We start from the raw sequence: 16048 nt of genomic DNA, 5'->3' as shown, positions 1-16048 counted from the left end.
TTTAGAGGTATTCATGAAATGCTTATAAAGGCTTTTCCGCGGCTTCTCGTGTATAATAAAAGCAAGGAGGACTCATGAAAAAAGATACGATTTTAATCATCGACGGAAGCAGTTTGTTTTTTCGGGCCTTTTACGCCTTGCCTTTGTTGAAGACGAAGCGGGGCCTGTATACCAATGCCGTATACGGCTTCGTGTCCATGATGGAAAATGCCGTGGATCGCATCGATCCCGGCTATTTGCTCGTGTGTTTCGATCAAAAGGGGCGCACGTTCCGCCACGATCTTTACGCTGAGTACAAGGGCACCAGGCAGAAGACGCCCTCGGAATTAGACGAGCAGTGGCCTTATTTAATGAAGATTTTAAAAACCATGGGAATAAAAACCGTGGATTCCCCTGAATACGAAGCCGATGACTTGGCGGGCACCGTGGCGAAAATGGGCCGCGCCGCCGGCAAAAAAGTCTATTTGCTTACCGGGGATCGGGATTATTTTCAATTAATCGAAGAAGACATCGACGTCCTCATGACGAGAAAAGGCATTACGAACCTGGAAGTCTACGATGTGGCCCGCATCGAAAAGGAATACGGCATGACGCCGGCGCAGCTCATCGACCTGAAGGGGCTTATGGGAGACAGCAGCGACAACATTCCCGGCGTGCCCGGCATCGGCGAAAAAACGGGCATGAAGTTGATTCAGGACTTTCACTCCATGGAAGGGGTTTACGAAAACCTGGATGCCATTAGCGGCAAGAAGCGAAAAGAGAATCTGGAGAATTTTAAACAACAGGCTTTTTTGAGCAAAAAGCTCGGCACCATTATTACGACGATTCCTTTGGACTTCGACATCGACGCCCTCCGGCGCAAGCCCTACGACCTGGATGCCCTGCGCGCCCTTTACAGCGAGTATGAATTTTTTACGCTCATGCGGCGCCTGCCCGGCGAAGAAGAAGAGGCGGACGCGGAGGTCAAGGATTTATCCGTCGTGTCCATGGACGAGGCGATGAAAGCCATGAAAGGGGCGAAGCAGGTCATGATTCACGTCATGGCGGAGGGCAGGCCCTATTTCGGCGGCAAGGTGGATTACTTGCTGCTTTCTGCAAATGGCAAGGGCGCCATCGTCAAGTCTCCCGATGAAGGGGCCTTTCGGCAATTAAAAAACATGCTGGAAGACGAGGATGTGGCCATTGTGGGAAGCGACTTGAAAGACCTCTTTCTTTTCGCCTTCCACTACGGCATCGAGCCGATCAATGTTACCTTTGACGCATCCATTGCCGAGTATTTGCTGGATCCAACGAAATCCAATTACGAAGCGTCTCACTTAATCGGTTTGTATGAAAACCAAACCATTACCCCGCCGGAAGAGTTTTTGGGAAAGGGCAAAAGCAAAAAATCTCTGCTCGAGGCGGAAGAGAGCGTCGTGGGCTATTTGTCTCGCCTTCATCATTACCTGCCCAAGGTGTTGGCCGCACAGGAAGAGAAGCTGAAGGACTTAGACATGTGGGCGTTGTTTTCTACCATCGAAATGCCCTTGGTGGAAACCCTGGCCTCCATGGAACACGAGGGGATGATTGTGGACGAAAAGGTGTTGGATGAGATCGGCGACGGATTGGCCGAAGAAATTCAAGGCCTGGAAGCGTCTATTTACGACGATGCGGGCAGGGAATTTAACATCAACAGCACGAAGCAATTGGCGGAAGTGCTCTTCGAAGAATTGGAATTGACGCCCATTAAAAAGACGAAGACCGGCTACAGCACCAGTCAAGACGTGTTGGAGAAAATCCGGAAGGAACACCCAATCGTCGAGCGCATATTAAAGTACCGCCAGTTGTCGAAAATCCAATCCACCTATGTGGAAGGGCTTAAGGCGGAAATCGCACCGGACGGAAAGATTCACTCCCAATTTCAACAGACCATTACGGCCACGGGAAGAATCTCATCCACCAATCCCAATTTACAAAACATTCCCATTAAAACCGATGTGGGCCGAAGCATTCGAAAGGCCTTTTTGCCTCGAGACGGGGCGGAATTTATCGACGCGGATTATTCACAAATCGAGCTTCGGATTTTGGCCCATATTTCCGGGGACGAGGTCATGCAAAAAGCCTTTAACGACGGTGCGGACATTCACACCACCACGGCCTCCCAGGTCTTTCACGTGGAGCCGGAGGATGTGACAAGCCTTATGCGCTCCAGGGCCAAGGCGGTAAACTTCGGCATCGTCTACGGCATCAGCGATTACGGTCTGTCTCAAGACCTGGACATTTCCAGAAAAGAAGCCAAGGAATACATCGACAACTACCTGCATAAATTCAGCGGCGTGCACCAATTTATGGAAGACATTGTGGAAACGGGAAAGGCCCAAGGTTATGTGGAAACCCTGTTCCATCGTCGGCGCTACATTCCCGAGCTGGCGGCGAAAAATTTCAGCGTCCGCTCCTTCGGCGAGCGGGTGGCGCTGAACATGCCCATTCAGGGAACGGCGGCGGACATGATGAAAAAAGCCATGGTGGCCGTGTACAGGAAATTAAAAGACGAAGGCCTTCGGGCCAAGCTCCTGCTTCAGGTCCACGACGAATTGATTATCGAAGCAGACAAGGAAGACGGCGAGCGGGTAAAAAAATTGTTGGTTGAAACCATGGAATCGGCCTTGCCGCTGGCGATTCCCGTAAAAGTAGAAGTAGAAACGGGGGAAAATTGGTATGAAACAAAATAAAATCGGCATCACCGGCTCCATCGCCTCGGGAAAAAGCGTGTTAACCGCCTACTTGTTGGGCTTAGGCTTTCCCGTCATCGACGCCGATGCCATTGCGCGGGATCTCGTTCAACCGGGATCGGAGACATTAAAGCAAATTGCCGAAACCTTCGGCGAAGACATGATTCAGTCGGACGGCAATTTAGACAGAGACAAACTGGGCAAGCGCGTGTTTAAAGACGAGGATGCCCGCCGCAAGCTGAATCAATTGATGCATCCGGCCATTGTCTGCGCCATGCTGGATCTGTCTGAAAATTTCCACGGCCCGGTATTTTACGATGTGCCTTTGCTTTTTGAACAGTTCGACGAATTAAAGGCAAGCGGCCTGGCGTTTGATGCCATTTGGCTCGTGGATGCCGATGAAGAGGTACAACTCGCCCGACTCATGGCGCGGGACGGGATCGATGAGGCCTACGCCAAAGAAAAGATCGCTTCTCAAATGCCTCTGGCTGAAAAGAAAGAGAAGGCGACCATAATCTTTGATAATTCCGGCGATTTAATGAACCTTTACAATCAAGTGGACGACGCATTGGAGGCCCTGCCCGGTGAAAAAATGTAAGGGAATCATCCTCGCCCTGTGTCTTTTGCTTCTAACGTCTTGCGGCATCGGGGGCTCAAAAACCGTGGTAGAGGAAAAAGGGGCCGACGACGATTCCCGCGGCGGCGGCACGCTCACCGTGCCCCTTACAAATTTTGACACCCTGAATCCCCTCTTGACCCAAAACCGCTCGTATTTTTACTTGAGCCACCTGCTTTTCGATCGACTCTTCGAATACGAAGGCAGCGGCCGCATGGTGCCTGCCTTGGCGGAACACGTGGAGACATCCGACGAGGGGCGGCGCGTCAGCGTCACATTAAGAAAAGGCATCTATTGGCAAGACGGCACGCCCATTACCACGAAAGATGTGGCCGCCACCTTTAATGCCGTGAAACACGCCCCGGCCGATTCGCCTTATAACCGACTCTTTCACCGCACGCCGGGGATCGGCGCCGGCGCCGACTTGGATACGGTGGCCAAGGCCGTGATCTTCGACGAGCGCAACATCGATTTCGAATTCAATCAAAGCTACGGCAATTATCCGGAGCTCTTGAGCTTTCCCATCCTCCCTGCCCACATCTATTCGGAAGAGGCCATGCTCGACGGTGAGGACTTCGACGTGGTAGGTTCCGGGCCTTTTCTATTGAAGAAATGGGAAAAGAACAAAAAAATTTACTTGGAGAAAAATCCGAATTACTATGGAAATCTGCCCTATATCGACGGCATTGTGGGCCTGATCTTATCGGATAAAGAAGCCATTCGCCAAGCCTACGACGCGGGACAAATCGACTTGTTTGTCGTCGATGACTACACATGGGATCGCTATAAAAGCGATGAAAAAAGCAATGTGGAGCCCTACGAAACCCAGCGGGTGGAAGTGGTGTGCATGAATACCCAAGACCCGGTGTTAAACGATGTGAACCTGCGTCGGGCCATGGATCTCGCCATTAACAAGGAGCGCATCATCGACAGCCTCTATTTGTCTCAAGGGACCATGGCAAACTTCTTCATGAACCCGAAACTTGCCGCCGGCGCCTTTACGAAAGAAGAATCCTATTTAAGCGTGGACGGCGCCATGGACGTGTTGGACCGCGCCGGTTATAAAGACATAAACGGCGACGGTTTTCGCGAGGGGAAAAACGGGGAAGCCCTCATGCTTACAATCCTCACCAACGGCGAAAACCACCGGTTAAAAACCGAGGCCCAACTGGTGTCGGAAGATCTGAAGAAAATCGGCATTCGCTCCCATGTTCGCGATGCGGCCGAGGCGCCTAACAACGACGGCAAGGACGAAAAAAAGGCCGTATCCCAAGCCGATGCCTTTGCCAGCGCCCTTCAGGGGGGGAACTATCAAGTGGCGGTGGTCGGCATGGATTTTTCCGCCATGGTCAATCTTTCCTCCGTGCTTTCATCCGGCGGCATCGGCGGTATGAACATCAGCCGCTACAGCAACCCTGCCATGGATGAAGCCCTCAATAAATTAGCGCGGGCTCAAAGGGAAAGAGAGCGCAAAGAAGCCATCAACATCGTCTACAAACAATTTCGCGAAGACGTACCCTACATTCCTTTGGTCTTTAAGCAAAACGTCCTCGTCACCGGGCCGCGGGTGAAAGGACGCCTAAGACCCAACGCCTTTAACGTCTTTAAAGGCATCGACGATGTGACCTTAGGAGGCAGAGAAGAGAAACAAGCTGCGGAGAAAAAATAGCCCTCGCCCTTGCGGCGAGGCATCTTTTCCTGCAGGTAAAAGAAAGTACGAAAAACGTAAAAAGTGATTTACAAAGCAAAACCCCTATGTTATAATTTATTCCTGTGATGAGCGGAGATGCTGGAATCGGCAGACAGGCATGTTTGAGGGGCATGTGTGAGTCATCACGTGAGGGTTCAAGTCCCTTTCTCCGCACCATGCAATGAAAGGCCGTCGACGGCATGCTGTCGACGGTTCTTTTTTTATAAAAGCGTAAATTGCGAGTTTACATTTTTATTTTGCCGTGTTATAATATATTATCGTGAGCGGGAATGCTGGAATTGGCAGACAGGCATGATTCAGGATCATGTGTGTGTATGCACGTGGGGGTTCAAGTCCCTTTTCCCGCACCATTTAAAGCCGTACGTTTATCGTGCGGCTTTTTGCGTATAATAAATGAAGGAGGTGGTCTCATGAAAGAAGTTTATGGTCGAATCGAAGCCCTTGCCGATGAAGGAAGCATTCACTACATAGAGAAAAACCAATCGGCCGTTGTGGTGGCCACGGCGAAAATCGCAGAGAAGCCCGTGGTGTTGGCGGCTTTTGATCCGGCGAAAAAAGGCGGCGCCCTGGGTTATTTCGAAGGCGCGTCTCTGGTGCGTGCCATTCATTTGGCCGGGGAAGGGGGCGCCCCTTTGGTCCTGTTATCTCAATCGGCAGGAGCCGACATGGTTGGCGGCCAACTGTCTCTTTCCGGTGCCGGGTCGGTTTTTCGCGCACTGAAAGCATTGGACACGCCGCGGCTGTATTTGTCTTACGGGCCCTCAATCGGTGCGGCGGCCTACATGGCTGGCCTTTGCGATGTGGTACTGGCCGTGGAAGGGGCATCGGCCTTTTGCCTCACCGGTCCGAAAATCGTGGCCCGCGCTATTTTCGAAGAGACGACGCTTGCGGCCATGGGCGGGGCGAAAGCTGTGGCTGAAAGGGGCGGCATTCCTCTTCTGTCGGATTCGGAAGAAGGCATGGCGGAAGACTGTCGGTCGCTCATGGCTTTTCTGAGACAAAAGCAGGCGACTTCGGCTTCAGGCGGCGAGGCCCCGGCGACGGGAGACATGGCGGGCATCATTCGCGCCATTGTCGATGAAGGGAGCGCCATTTACTTGTGGCCCCAATGGGCGCAAAATGCCACGGCCCTTTTGGGACGCATCGGCGGCGTGCGTGTAGGCATCTTTGCCAACAATCCCAAGGTGGCGGCGGGTGTGTTGGATAAAGAGGCGGCGTTAAAAGCCGCGGCTTTCTACAATCTTTGTCGCCGCTTTCGCCTGCCGGTGATCAGCTTGGCGGATACGTCGGGCTTTTTACCGGGAACAGCATCGGAAGGCGAGGGCGTGTTGCGGGCAGGTGGTGCCATGATCGAGGCCTACCTTAATCACGACGAGAAAAAAATTACCGTCGCCGTGGGCAATGTTTTGGGCGGCGCCTACATGGCCATGGGGTGCAGGGAAATGGGCGCCTCCGCGTACTTCGCCTTGAATGAGGCAAAAATCGGCGTGATGGGGGCGGACCTTGCGGCGGAAATTTTGCATCTCGACAAAGAAAATTTAGCGAGCTACCGCGCCATGCATCTTTCTGCGGCGGCGGCTCAAAAAAACGGGCTGATCGATGAGATTCTCACGGCGGATGAACTCAGATATAAATTAAGGGAGGTACTGGCATGATCGTGCGGGCGCCCTTGCCGGGAAAAATACTCCGGCGCTGTTTTCAATCGGGAGCGGCAGTCAAAAAAGGCGACGTTCTCTGTGTCCTCGAGAGCATGAAAATGCAACTGCCTGTTTGCGCACCGACGGACGGAATTATTCAATGGAAGGTAGAAGAAGGAAGTGCGGTAATGAGAGGGGAAATCATTACCGCGTTGGATCCGCGATAAATTTTTCTCTTTCAAAATTTTTATTTTGTATAAAAAATTCCTCGGCCCTTGTCTTTTCCCCGTTTTCGGAAATGACTGCCGTATTTTATACGTTCATTTTAGACAAATACTAGATTTTTTATAACGATTTTGATAAGATAGGGAAAGATGAAAGCTGAAGAGCCGAGCGACGGAAAACTGAAAAGTATGTCCGTTGTAGTTGCAGGCAAAACGCTTGCCCGGCGATTCATTTCTTAGAATGCAAGGGGTGAAAGAATGGCAAAGACGAATCTCACTTTTTCTGTGGGCGGCGTTCACTTTGATGAACACAAAGAGCTGACAGAAGGAGTCGCTATTGAAGTTCTGCCTTCACCGAAGTTGGTTCGAATTCCTATGAGCCAACACATCGGTGCGCCGTGTAAACCTACGGTTGCCGTAGGGGACCACGTACTGAGAGGGCAAATTGTCGGTAATTCCGACGCGTTTATTTCCGCGGCCGTACATAGCAGTGTATCGGGCGAAGTTATCGCCATTGAAAAAGGTTATGCTGCCAACGGTATGTACACGGATATGGTCGTCATCGAAAACGACGGCAAGGATGATTTAGATCCTTCCGTTAAACCGGTGGAAAATTACAAAGACATGAGTATCGACGAAATTGTATCCTTGGTTAAAAACGCAGGGATCGTCGGTATGGGTGGTGCCGGCTTCCCGCTTCACGCAAAATTGAAGAGTGATGACCCGGTATTGGACATCGTTATTTTAAACGGCGCTGAATGTGAACCGTTCTTGACTTGTGACCACCGCCTCATGTTGGAACAAGCCGATGAATTATTTGCATCCTTAAAATTGTTCCAAGACCTTTATCAAACCGATGAAGCCTACTTGGCCATCGAACAAAACAAACCGGACGCCATTGAAAAGGCCAACGAAATGGTTAAAAACGAATACCCGACCTTAAAGGTAGCTACGATGCAGACCAAATATCCCCAAGGGGATTCCAAACGTCAATCGGAAGCGATCTGCGGTCGTATTGTTCCGCAAAACGGCGTCACCAACGACGTCGGCGTCTTCTTGACCAATGTTCAAACGTCGAAAGCCTACTACGATTTAATCGCCAAAGGCATGCCTTCCATCGAACGGATCCTTACCGTATCCGGTTCCGGTATCGAACATCCGAAGAACCTTTTGGTTCGTGTCGGTACGCCGGTACAAGATATTTTGGATTACTGCGGCGTGAAAGATAATGTCGTCGAATTTATTTGCGGCGGCCCCATGACAGGGAAGTCCATTTTCGACTTTACTTCGCCCATAACCAAGACGACCTCCGGTATTTTGGCCTTCACCGATGTTGAAATCGATGACATGGAAGAAGGGCCCTGCATCCAATGCGGTCGCTGCGTGGATCACTGCCCGGCCAATATTAACCCGACGCGTATTAACGCATCGATTTTGAGAAATCGAATTGACAAATGTCAGGAATACCATGCGGATCAATGCATGGAATGTGGCATTTGCTCGTTTGTATGTCCCGCAAAGCGCTATTTAAGCGAATCGACAAAACTCGCTAAACGCGAAGTGCGCGCCAATGCTCGTAAATAATAGGAGGTAGTCATGGAAAAAAATGTAAAAGCCCAATCTCCTAATTTACAAGGAGACGGACGCTTCGTACAATTAGCGCCCCATATTCGTTCCAACGACACGGTAACCAAGATTATGCGCGATGTCATCATCGCATTGGCACCGGCCGTCGTAGGCAGTGTGTATTTCTTCGGAATGCAGGCACTTATTATTTATCTGATCAGTGTAATCTGCTGTGTCGGCAGTGAATTCCTCTTCCAAAAAATCACGAAGAAAGAATCTCAAATCGGCGACTTATCCGCCGTCGTAACCGGGCTCCTGCTCGCCATGAACATGCCTGCAGGCGTACCCTGGTATGTACCCGCAATTGCCTCGATCTTCGCCATCGTCATCGTAAAAGAAGCCTTTGGCGGCATCGGCGGCAACTTTGTTAACCCGGCATTGGCCGGTCGTGCCATGGCGATGTTATCCTGGCCCGCATTAATGGCAACCTACACCGCACCCGCGATGGCAAAAGTGGCTGAAACCGCCGATGCCGCATCGGCAGCAACGCCCCTTACCATCATTAAGGCCGGTCAACACTTAGATGCCCTTCCGCCGTTAAAGGATATGTTCCTCGGTAACATCGGCGGGGTTATCGGTGAAACCTCCGCCCTTCTCTTGTTAATCGGTGCCTGCTACTTATTCGCCCGCAAAGTCATCGACTGGAAGATCCCCGTTATTTACATTGCAACGACGGCTGTTTTCCTCTTGGTTTTCGGTATCGGTACGGAATTACTTCCTTACGAACTTCTCGGCGGCGGTTTGTTCCTCGGTGCATTCTTTATGGCGACGGACTACAGTTCTACGCCCCAAGGGGATAAAGGCAAAATCATTTTCGCCATCGGCTGTGGTATCTTAACGGCCGTCATTCGTATGAAGGGCAACATGGCCGAAGGTGTATCCTACTCCATCCTTCTTATGAACGTAGCAAGCCCCTTGATCGAACGTTTGACAAAAACGGAAGCTTATGGGGAGGCGAAGTAAATGAAGAATTATTTAAAGACAGGTCTTGTCCTATTGGTTATTTCCGCAATTGCGGCAGGACTGTTAGCTGTAGTTAACAGCTTTACCTCTGAAGTTATCGCAAAAGCTGAATTCGAGAAGTCTGTTCAAGCTTACCAAGAAATTTACGGCGATAAGGCCGATAAATTCGAACCCTTGGATGAAGCGAAAAAAGCAGCCCTCATCGAAAAGTACAAAGAAATTCAAGATGTTTTCGTAGCGAAAAAAGGCGACGAAATTGTCGGCTACGGTATCAACCACACGGGCAAGGGTTATGGCGGTTCCATGACCAATGCCATCGGTCTTTTAAATGACGGAACCATTGCCGGTTTTAGAAACATTCAAAACGCCGAAACACCCGGTATCGGTACGCAAATTACCGAAGCACCCTACTTCGATCAATTCGTAGGCAAGTCCTTTAAGAATGGCGAAGTCAAAGGGAATAAGAATCCGCAAGCCGAAGATGAAATTCCGATGATCAGTGGTGCCACTATTTCATCTACCGCCGTACTCAAGGGAATTAATGCCATTCTTCCCGCTTACGAAGAAATTAGCGCAAAGTAGGGGGTAGTTATGAGTTTAGGAAAAGTTTTTACGAATAGTATTTTCAAAAACAATCCGATCTTTATGCAAATGATCGGCCTGTGTTCGGTATTGGCCATTAGTACGGCCGTTTCCTCCGCCATCGCCATGGGGGTTGCAGTTACATTCGTATTGATCTGCTCCAATGCCGTTGTCAGTATGTTAAGAAACGTCATTCCGAATAATGTTCGGATTCCCGCGTTTATCGTCGTCATTGCAGCCTTTGTAACCTTAGTTGAAATGGTACTGCACGCATACAGCCCTGCGATCTACAGTGCATTGGGTATCTTCTTGCCCTTGATCGTCGTTAACTGCTGTATCTTAGGTGAAGCGGAAGGTTTTGCTTATCAAAACAAAGTCGTTCCGTCTATCGTCGATGGTTTAGGGACAGGTATCGGCTATCTTTTAGCCATGTTGGCTATGGCTGTGGTCAGAGAACTCTTCGGTCACGGCACGCTGATGGATATTCAAATCTTCCCTCAATCTTATCCCGGTATCGGAATCTTCACTTCCCCCGCCGGTGCATTTATCCTCTTAGGTCTGTGGATTGCCCTCTACCGCGGCATCATGGCTAAAAGAGCGTAGGGAGGTAGACTATGTCAACGATTTTAACGATTCTTATATCGACCATTTTAGTTAACAACTATATTTTCGCGAAGTTCCTCGGGATCTGCCCCTTCTTAGGCGTATCCTCTAAAACTGAAACTGCTACGGGCATGGGCGTCGCCGTTACCTTCGTCGTCGTCATCGCATCGGCAGTTACCTGGTTACTCCAACATTTCGTCTTAGACGTTTTCGGCTTGGAATACTTACAAACCATCGTGTTCATTCTCGTTATCGCGTCCTTAGTACAATTTGTAGAAATGTTTATTAAAAAATCATCTCCCGCATTGTACTCTGCCATGGGCGTCTTCTTACCCCTGATTACCACCAACTGTATGGTATTAGGTGTTACCGTATTGAACATTCAAAGTGAATTCAATCTTTTCGAAGCCATCATTAACGGTTTAGGTGCATCCATCGGTTTCACCCTCGCACTGCTCTTATTAAGTGCCCTTCGTGAACGTATGGAAATCATGCCGATTCCGAAACCGTTACAAGGTGTCCCGATTGCGCTGATCAGTGCCGGTTTAATGGCCATCGCCTTTATGGGATTCCAAGGATTAGTATAGGGGGCGATTCACGTGAATGCACAAAACGTAATTTATGCGGTCATTATTTTAGGCGTGTTGGGGCTTCTCCTCGGTGCTGTGTTGGCATTTGCCGATAAGGTCTTTGCCGTAGACATGGACCCTCGCGTCGTAAACGTACTTGATGCACTTCCCGGCGCCAACTGCGGGGCCTGCGGGTTCCCGGGCTGTGCCGGTATGGCAGATGCCATCGTAGCAGGTGACGCACCGGTCAACGGCTGTGCCATCGGCGGACAAGAAGTAGCTGAAAAAGTAGCCGAAATTATGGGCCAAGCGGCCGGCGACGTTGAAAAAGAAGTTGCCGTCGTTCGGTGCCAAGGGGACTGTGAAAAGTCCAAGAACAAATACGAATACAGCGGTCTGGTAGACTGCCGTTTGATCGGCGACTATGCGCGCGGATCCAAAGGCTGTGCTTCCGGTTGTTTAGGCGGCGGCACCTGTGTGAGCGTCTGTGAATTCGACGCCATCCACGTTATCAACGGCATCGCTTCCGTCGACAAGGAAAAATGTGTCGCTTGTAAGAAATGCATCGACATTTGTCCGAAAAACATTATTGGCCTCATGCCCTACAAACAAAAAACCGAAGTTAAATGTTCGACCCACGATCCGGGCAAAGTTGTTCGCACCAACTGCTCCATCGGATGTATCGCCTGCGGTCTTTGCGAAAAGAATTGCCCGAAAGACGCAATCCACGTCGAAGACAACTTGGCATCCATCGACTATTCGAAGTGTATCAACTGCGGTATCTGCGCATCCAAGTGCCCCACCGGTGCTATCTTCGTAGAATACCCTGAACGCGTCGAAAAAATGAAGGAAAAAGAAAAACAAAAGAAATTGCAAGCTGCAGAAGCAAAGAAAGCAGCCGCCGCTCAACAGGCAGCTGAAAAAGAAAAAGTCGTCGCCGCTGACGACAACAGCAAAGTGCAATAAGTCGTTTGAAGATCAGAAATAGTGTCGGCGAATTCGTCGGCACTATTTTTATGTTTTCCGGAAGGTCTGAAAAGTGCGGATTGTGCCGAGATTTCCATGACTGGATTTTCAGGAAGAAAGGCTCTATGGTACGTCATTTTTTTCTGTGGCTAAAGACAGTAATAAGATGAGGGATAAGGAGAGGGCCTTGAAGAGGTGCATCGCCGTTTTTTTCTGCCTGATCATGAAAAGAATCAACTGAACCGATAAAAATTGAAAGAATTTATGCGAAAAAAACGAATGATCCTGCTGTTTTACGGATGAAAGAAATAAACGGCTGATTTTATTATTTAAAATGATATAATATAAATAAAAACGGCAGGAGGTTTTTATGAAACGCTATTTGTCCATTTTTTTGATTGCCTGTTTGCTCACCGGGTGCGTCAGTGCCAAGCCGCGCCCCATTCTCAACGAAATCGCCTCGCGCGACACCGGCGGTGCGCCTAAAACGGGTGAGGCGAATGAAGGCGGATACAATGAAAAAGCCATTCGCCGATATGCGGAAGACAATTTATCCATTTACACCACCGACGAGGGTGAAAAATGTTTGTGGATTGACGACTACGACGACAACGGCAAGCTCGCCGCCTATGCCATTGTGAAAAAGGATGACGGCTTAAAGCTTATTTATATTGACGAAGATTTACAGCCCCGGGAAGTTCGCGGTGTGGAAGAAGACGGATTTGACGACAACCCCCATCTCTTGGTGGTCGGAAAAGACGCTTATCTCTATCTGAGAAAGTTGTTCACTACGGGCGGCATGGGCTATCTCTACGGCGTCAAGGACAACGAGGTCTACGAGCCGGACATTTCGTCTCATATCGATCTCTTCGACAAAGTCGGCGATCATTTCGTAAACAACGAAACCTATATAGAAAATACTGAAGCCGGCGGCGTGCGCAAGGAACGAGAAATGACCTATGATTACGATCAAAAGAGCCGCCAATTCGTGATAGCTGAAAAGAAGGCCCACAAAAATATAGAAAGCGCTATAGTGCCGTTGAACATTGAAGGAAAAGATGCGGGGACGGTGGATGTTATCGTCAAAGATGGGGTTACCTATTATCCTTTTGGCGAGATGAATCTGCTATTTGTAAAATACATGCCCGTTACTGATACGCCGAGAGGAGAATTGCCGGGAGATTACAACGATCCGGCAACCTACTATAAGGATGCCGGGGATGGAAAGACTTGGTTCTTGGTTGCTTGGCCTGGCAAGGGAGATGAGTATTTCGATGCGTATTATAGTGAGAAAAACATCTTTATAAGTATTGATGAACTCTATGAGGCGCCCCCGGGAACCCGCGAATACTTTAGACCTAAAAATAAGCCTTTTGTGAAAGATGGTATTTTCTATATTGATATTGAAGATTTAAAAACAATTTTCTCTATTGACTACGAAAAGGTAAAAGGGACGATGGTAATTAAAAGCGGCAAGTATGACCCGGGAAGATGGGAGAGAATTACGACCCCGGGTTACGACTCACCGGATGAAGTTGTGGAAAACGAATTTTGATAATTTCAGAAAGCAACAAAATAGAACGGACTTCCAAAGCCTCGGCAATAGTTCATGCCGGGGCTTTTGTTTTTCCCATAGAGCCTTTCTTTTTCCGCTGCCTATCTATGGTATAATTAAATGTTGAAAAAGGGGGGAGCCATGAATAAAACCGATGTGATCATCGCCTTCGTTATTCTCGTCGTCGCCTTGGGCCTCGGTGCGACGCAGTTGATTCCGAAAAAAGAAGCGGCCCACGCCTATGTGAGCGTGCAAATCGACGGCAAAGAAGTGAAGAAAATTCCCATGGACGACGCCCACAGAGGAAAGACGTATGTTTTCCACTCGCACGGCGGCACAAATAAATTGACCATTGACGAAAATGGGGCAAAGATGACGGAGTCCGACTGCCCCGACGGCATTTGTTTAAATATGGCGCCTATTAAGCGGCCGGGAGAGATGATTGTCTGCCTTCCCCACCGCATCATCGCTGAAATCAAAAGCGACGAGACGCCCACCATGGATCTATTGTTGAGGTAAGCATGGATAGTCGAAAACAAATATTTTTAGGATTAATGATCGCCATGGCCGTGGCCTTGGGCTTTATGGAAACCATGATTCCCTTGCCCGTGCCCCTGCCGGGAGCACGCCTGGGCCTTTCCAATGTGGTGATTTTAACGACCATCGTGGTCTTCGGGCCCAAGGAAGGCTTCGTCGTGGCCATATTAAAAAGCGTGCTTTTGATGCTCGTCACCGGCAATGTGACAAGCTTTTTCTACAGCGGCACCGGCGCCCTGCTTTCGTCTTTGGCCATGATTTTATCCTTAAAAACCATTAAGAGCGCCACACTCATCGGCATCAGTTTTATCGGATCCTTCTTCCACAATGTGGGACAGATCACCACGGCCATTGTCATGGTTCATAACATGGGCCTTTTGACCTATTTGCCTCTCCTCTTGATTTTAGGATTATTTACAGGCTATTTCGTGGGCCTCGCGGCCATTTATGTCAGTCGTCATTTACAAAAGATCGGAGTGCGTTTATGAGCTTAGTCTTGGCTTCGTCATCTCCCCGCAGAAAAAAACTTTTGGCGGAGGGAGGATTTACTTTCGAAATAGAAAAACCGGACTACGATGAAAGGCATTTGCGTTTGTCGCCTGCGGAGATCTACACCATGCAATTGGCCCTTCAAAAGGCCATGTGCGTGAAAGAAAAGCGGCCGGAGGATGTGGTCGTCGCCGTGGATACGGTGGTGGTATTGGGCGATACAATCTTAGGTAAGCCGAAAGACCGCGCCGAGGCCGAGAAAATGCTTTTGGCCATGAAGGGGCGGACGCACCGGGTTATCAGCGCCTACGCCATTTTAGGCGAGAAAAAATACGTAGACTACGATCAGTCTTTCGTGCACTTTGAAGATTTTACCGAGGCGCAAATGAAGGCCTATTTAGACAAAAACACCTACATGGACAAGGCGGGGGCCTATGGCGTGCAGGACATCGACGAATTTAAGATCACGGTAGAGGGAGCCATGGACACGGTCATCGGCATGCACGTGGCATCCATTGAAAAGCAATTGAAAGGAGTGGGCCATGAGCGATAATGGGGAAAAGAAAAAGCTTCTGGACTACGATCACGCCACGCTGCCTGAGGAAAAGCTCATGACTTACGGCGCCGAAGCCCTCTCCGACAGCGAACTTTTGGCTCTTTTTTTGCGCACCGGCACCATGGGCAGAACCGCCATCGAGGTGGCACAGGATATTATCGACAGCTTGGAAAGCAAGTCTCCGGCTCGTCAGGGCCTGAGCTCTCTTTTCACCGGCACCTACGACGATTTTCTCTCCGTCAAAGGCATCGGAAAGAGCAAAGCCGCCCGCCTCGTTGGCATGGTGGAAATGGCGCGGAGAATGCGTCGGCCCATGGGCCAAGCCGTGCCCCTAAACACGCCGAAAGCCATTGCGGATTTCGTTTCCCCGGATTTAATGGGGCTTCAGCACGAAGAGTTTCGCGTCATCGGCCTGAACGTGAAGAAGGAGTTGCAATTTGTGGAGTGCATCTCCAGAGGCACCTTGGACTGCACTGTGGTTCACCCGCGGGATGTCTTTCAAGGGGCCATCGGCAAGAAATGCCATTCCATCGCCTTGGTACATAATCATCCGGCGGGCAATCCCAGGCCTTCTTCGGAAGACAGAAGCCTCACCGAGCGCTTGAAGCGGGCGGGCGAGCTTTTAGGCATACCCGTCGTGGACCACATTATCGTCGGCGATCACAGTTTTTACAGTTTTTTAGAAGATGGAGCGTTATAGGCT

At 49.8% G+C, this 16048-nt stretch carries 16 protein-coding genes and 2 tRNA genes; all 18 read left to right on the top strand.

Translation table 11 applies throughout. The features are described 5' to 3' along the window. Positions 1-74: 74 nt before the first annotated feature. The 18 genes from polA to radC all read left to right on the top strand — a co-directional run bounded on the left by polA (position 75) and on the right by radC (position 16045). Positions 75-2711 carry a DNA polymerase I gene (gene polA, locus KO087_RS05285; RefSeq protein ID WP_215508260.1) on the top strand — a complete coding sequence of 879 codons (2637 nt, stop codon included), beginning with the start codon at positions 75-77 and terminating at the stop codon, positions 2709-2711. Continuing rightward, positions 2698-3309: a dephospho-CoA kinase gene (gene coaE / locus KO087_RS05280; protein ID WP_215508259.1), complete on the top strand. Its 612-nt coding sequence runs from the start codon at positions 2698-2700 to the stop codon at positions 3307-3309. The genes polA and coaE overlap by 14 nt, the downstream gene beginning before the upstream one ends. Then, on the top strand, positions 3296-4996 hold the full coding sequence (locus KO087_RS05275) for an ABC transporter substrate-binding protein (protein ID WP_215508258.1): 1701 nt from the start codon (positions 3296-3298) through the stop codon (positions 4994-4996). Before coaE ends, KO087_RS05275 begins: the two co-directional genes overlap by 14 nt. Before the next feature lie 111 nt (positions 4997-5107). Beyond that, a tRNA-Leu gene (locus KO087_RS05270) sits at positions 5108-5194 on the top strand. Between the two features lie 107 nt (positions 5195-5301). Then, a tRNA-Leu gene (locus tag KO087_RS05265) sits at positions 5302-5388 on the top strand. Between the two features lie 60 nt (positions 5389-5448). Then, the gene (locus KO087_RS05260) at positions 5449-6693 is read left to right on the top strand and encodes a carboxyl transferase domain-containing protein (RefSeq protein WP_215508257.1); all 1245 of its coding nucleotides are present in this window, start codon (positions 5449-5451) and stop codon (positions 6691-6693) included. After that, positions 6690-6902 (top strand): acyl-CoA carboxylase biotin carboxyl carrier protein subunit, encoded by a 213-nt coding sequence (locus KO087_RS05255; RefSeq protein ID WP_215508256.1) that lies wholly within the window; start codon positions 6690-6692, stop codon positions 6900-6902. Before KO087_RS05260 ends, KO087_RS05255 begins: the two co-directional genes overlap by 4 nt. A gap of 255 nt (positions 6903-7157) precedes the next feature. Next, positions 7158-8483: an electron transport complex subunit RsxC gene (rsxC, locus tag KO087_RS05250; protein ID WP_215508255.1), complete on the top strand. Its 1326-nt coding sequence runs from the start codon at positions 7158-7160 to the stop codon at positions 8481-8483. 12 nt (positions 8484-8495) lie between these two features. Continuing rightward, a complete protein-coding gene (locus KO087_RS05245; protein WP_215508254.1) occupies positions 8496-9488 on the top strand; it encodes an RnfABCDGE type electron transport complex subunit D in 993 nt (330 codons plus the stop codon). After that, the gene (locus KO087_RS05240; RefSeq protein WP_215508253.1) at positions 9489-10070 is read left to right on the top strand and encodes an RnfABCDGE type electron transport complex subunit G; all 582 of its coding nucleotides are present in this window, start codon (positions 9489-9491) and stop codon (positions 10068-10070) included. It abuts the gene before it with no gap. 9 nt (positions 10071-10079) lie between these two features. Beyond that, on the top strand, positions 10080-10673 hold the full coding sequence (rsxE, locus tag KO087_RS05235) for an electron transport complex subunit RsxE (RefSeq protein WP_215508252.1): 594 nt from the start codon (positions 10080-10082) through the stop codon (positions 10671-10673). Between the two features lie 11 nt (positions 10674-10684). Continuing rightward, the gene (gene rsxA / locus KO087_RS05230) at positions 10685-11260 is read left to right on the top strand and encodes an electron transport complex subunit RsxA (protein ID WP_215508251.1); all 576 of its coding nucleotides are present in this window, start codon (positions 10685-10687) and stop codon (positions 11258-11260) included. A gap of 12 nt (positions 11261-11272) precedes the next feature. Next, complete coding sequence (locus KO087_RS05225; protein WP_215508250.1) at positions 11273-12208, top strand: RnfABCDGE type electron transport complex subunit B; 936 nt, start codon at positions 11273-11275, stop codon at positions 12206-12208. 370 nt (positions 12209-12578) lie between these two features. Beyond that, positions 12579-13763 (top strand): hypothetical protein, encoded by a 1185-nt coding sequence (locus tag KO087_RS05220; protein ID WP_215508249.1) that lies wholly within the window; start codon positions 12579-12581, stop codon positions 13761-13763. A 141-nt stretch (positions 13764-13904) separates the two neighbouring features. Beyond that, positions 13905-14282, top strand: coding sequence for a NusG domain II-containing protein (locus KO087_RS05215; RefSeq protein ID WP_215508248.1), 378 nt, complete (start codon positions 13905-13907; stop codon positions 14280-14282). 2 nt (positions 14283-14284) lie between these two features. Then, on the top strand, positions 14285-14788 hold the full coding sequence (locus tag KO087_RS05210; RefSeq protein WP_215508247.1) for a Gx transporter family protein: 504 nt from the start codon (positions 14285-14287) through the stop codon (positions 14786-14788). Beyond that, the gene (locus KO087_RS05205) at positions 14785-15342 is read left to right on the top strand and encodes a Maf family protein (RefSeq protein ID WP_215508246.1); all 558 of its coding nucleotides are present in this window, start codon (positions 14785-14787) and stop codon (positions 15340-15342) included. The genes KO087_RS05210 and KO087_RS05205 overlap by 4 nt, the downstream gene beginning before the upstream one ends. Further along, a complete protein-coding gene (gene radC / locus KO087_RS05200) occupies positions 15332-16045 on the top strand; it encodes a RadC family protein (RefSeq protein ID WP_215508245.1) in 714 nt (237 codons plus the stop codon). The genes KO087_RS05205 and radC overlap by 11 nt, the downstream gene beginning before the upstream one ends. Positions 16046-16048 lie beyond the last annotated feature (3 nt).

It is taken from the genome of Peptoniphilus rachelemmaiella (assembly GCF_943169845.1).
GTDB classification, from domain to species: Bacteria; Bacillota; Clostridia; order Tissierellales; family Peptoniphilaceae; genus Aedoeadaptatus; species Aedoeadaptatus rachelemmaiella.
This window is presented reverse-complemented; position numbering and strand designations above follow the sequence as displayed.

Coding starts and splice junctions, on each gene's coding strand:
- rsxE (WP_215508252.1), top strand. CDS start 10,080: ATGAGTTTAGGAAAAGTTTTTACGAATAGTATTTTCAAAAACAATCCG.
- KO087_RS05215 (WP_215508248.1), top strand. CDS start 13,905: ATGAATAAAACCGATGTGATCATCGCCTTCGTTATTCTCGTCGTCGCC.
- KO087_RS05205 (WP_215508246.1), top strand. CDS start 14,785: ATGAGCTTAGTCTTGGCTTCGTCATCTCCCCGCAGAAAAAAACTTTTG.
- KO087_RS05260 (WP_215508257.1), top strand. CDS start 5,449: ATGAAAGAAGTTTATGGTCGAATCGAAGCCCTTGCCGATGAAGGAAGC.
- rsxC (WP_215508255.1), top strand. CDS start 7,158: ATGGCAAAGACGAATCTCACTTTTTCTGTGGGCGGCGTTCACTTTGAT.
- radC (WP_215508245.1), top strand. CDS start 15,332: ATGAGCGATAATGGGGAAAAGAAAAAGCTTCTGGACTACGATCACGCC.
- polA (WP_215508260.1), top strand. CDS start 75: ATGAAAAAAGATACGATTTTAATCATCGACGGAAGCAGTTTGTTTTTT.
- KO087_RS05210 (WP_215508247.1), top strand. CDS start 14,285: ATGGATAGTCGAAAACAAATATTTTTAGGATTAATGATCGCCATGGCC.
- coaE (WP_215508259.1), top strand. CDS start 2,698: ATGAAACAAAATAAAATCGGCATCACCGGCTCCATCGCCTCGGGAAAA.
- KO087_RS05220 (WP_215508249.1), top strand. CDS start 12,579: ATGAAACGCTATTTGTCCATTTTTTTGATTGCCTGTTTGCTCACCGGG.
- KO087_RS05245 (WP_215508254.1), top strand. CDS start 8,496: ATGGAAAAAAATGTAAAAGCCCAATCTCCTAATTTACAAGGAGACGGA.
- KO087_RS05255 (WP_215508256.1), top strand. CDS start 6,690: ATGATCGTGCGGGCGCCCTTGCCGGGAAAAATACTCCGGCGCTGTTTT.
- KO087_RS05240 (WP_215508253.1), top strand. CDS start 9,489: ATGAAGAATTATTTAAAGACAGGTCTTGTCCTATTGGTTATTTCCGCA.
- rsxA (WP_215508251.1), top strand. CDS start 10,685: ATGTCAACGATTTTAACGATTCTTATATCGACCATTTTAGTTAACAAC.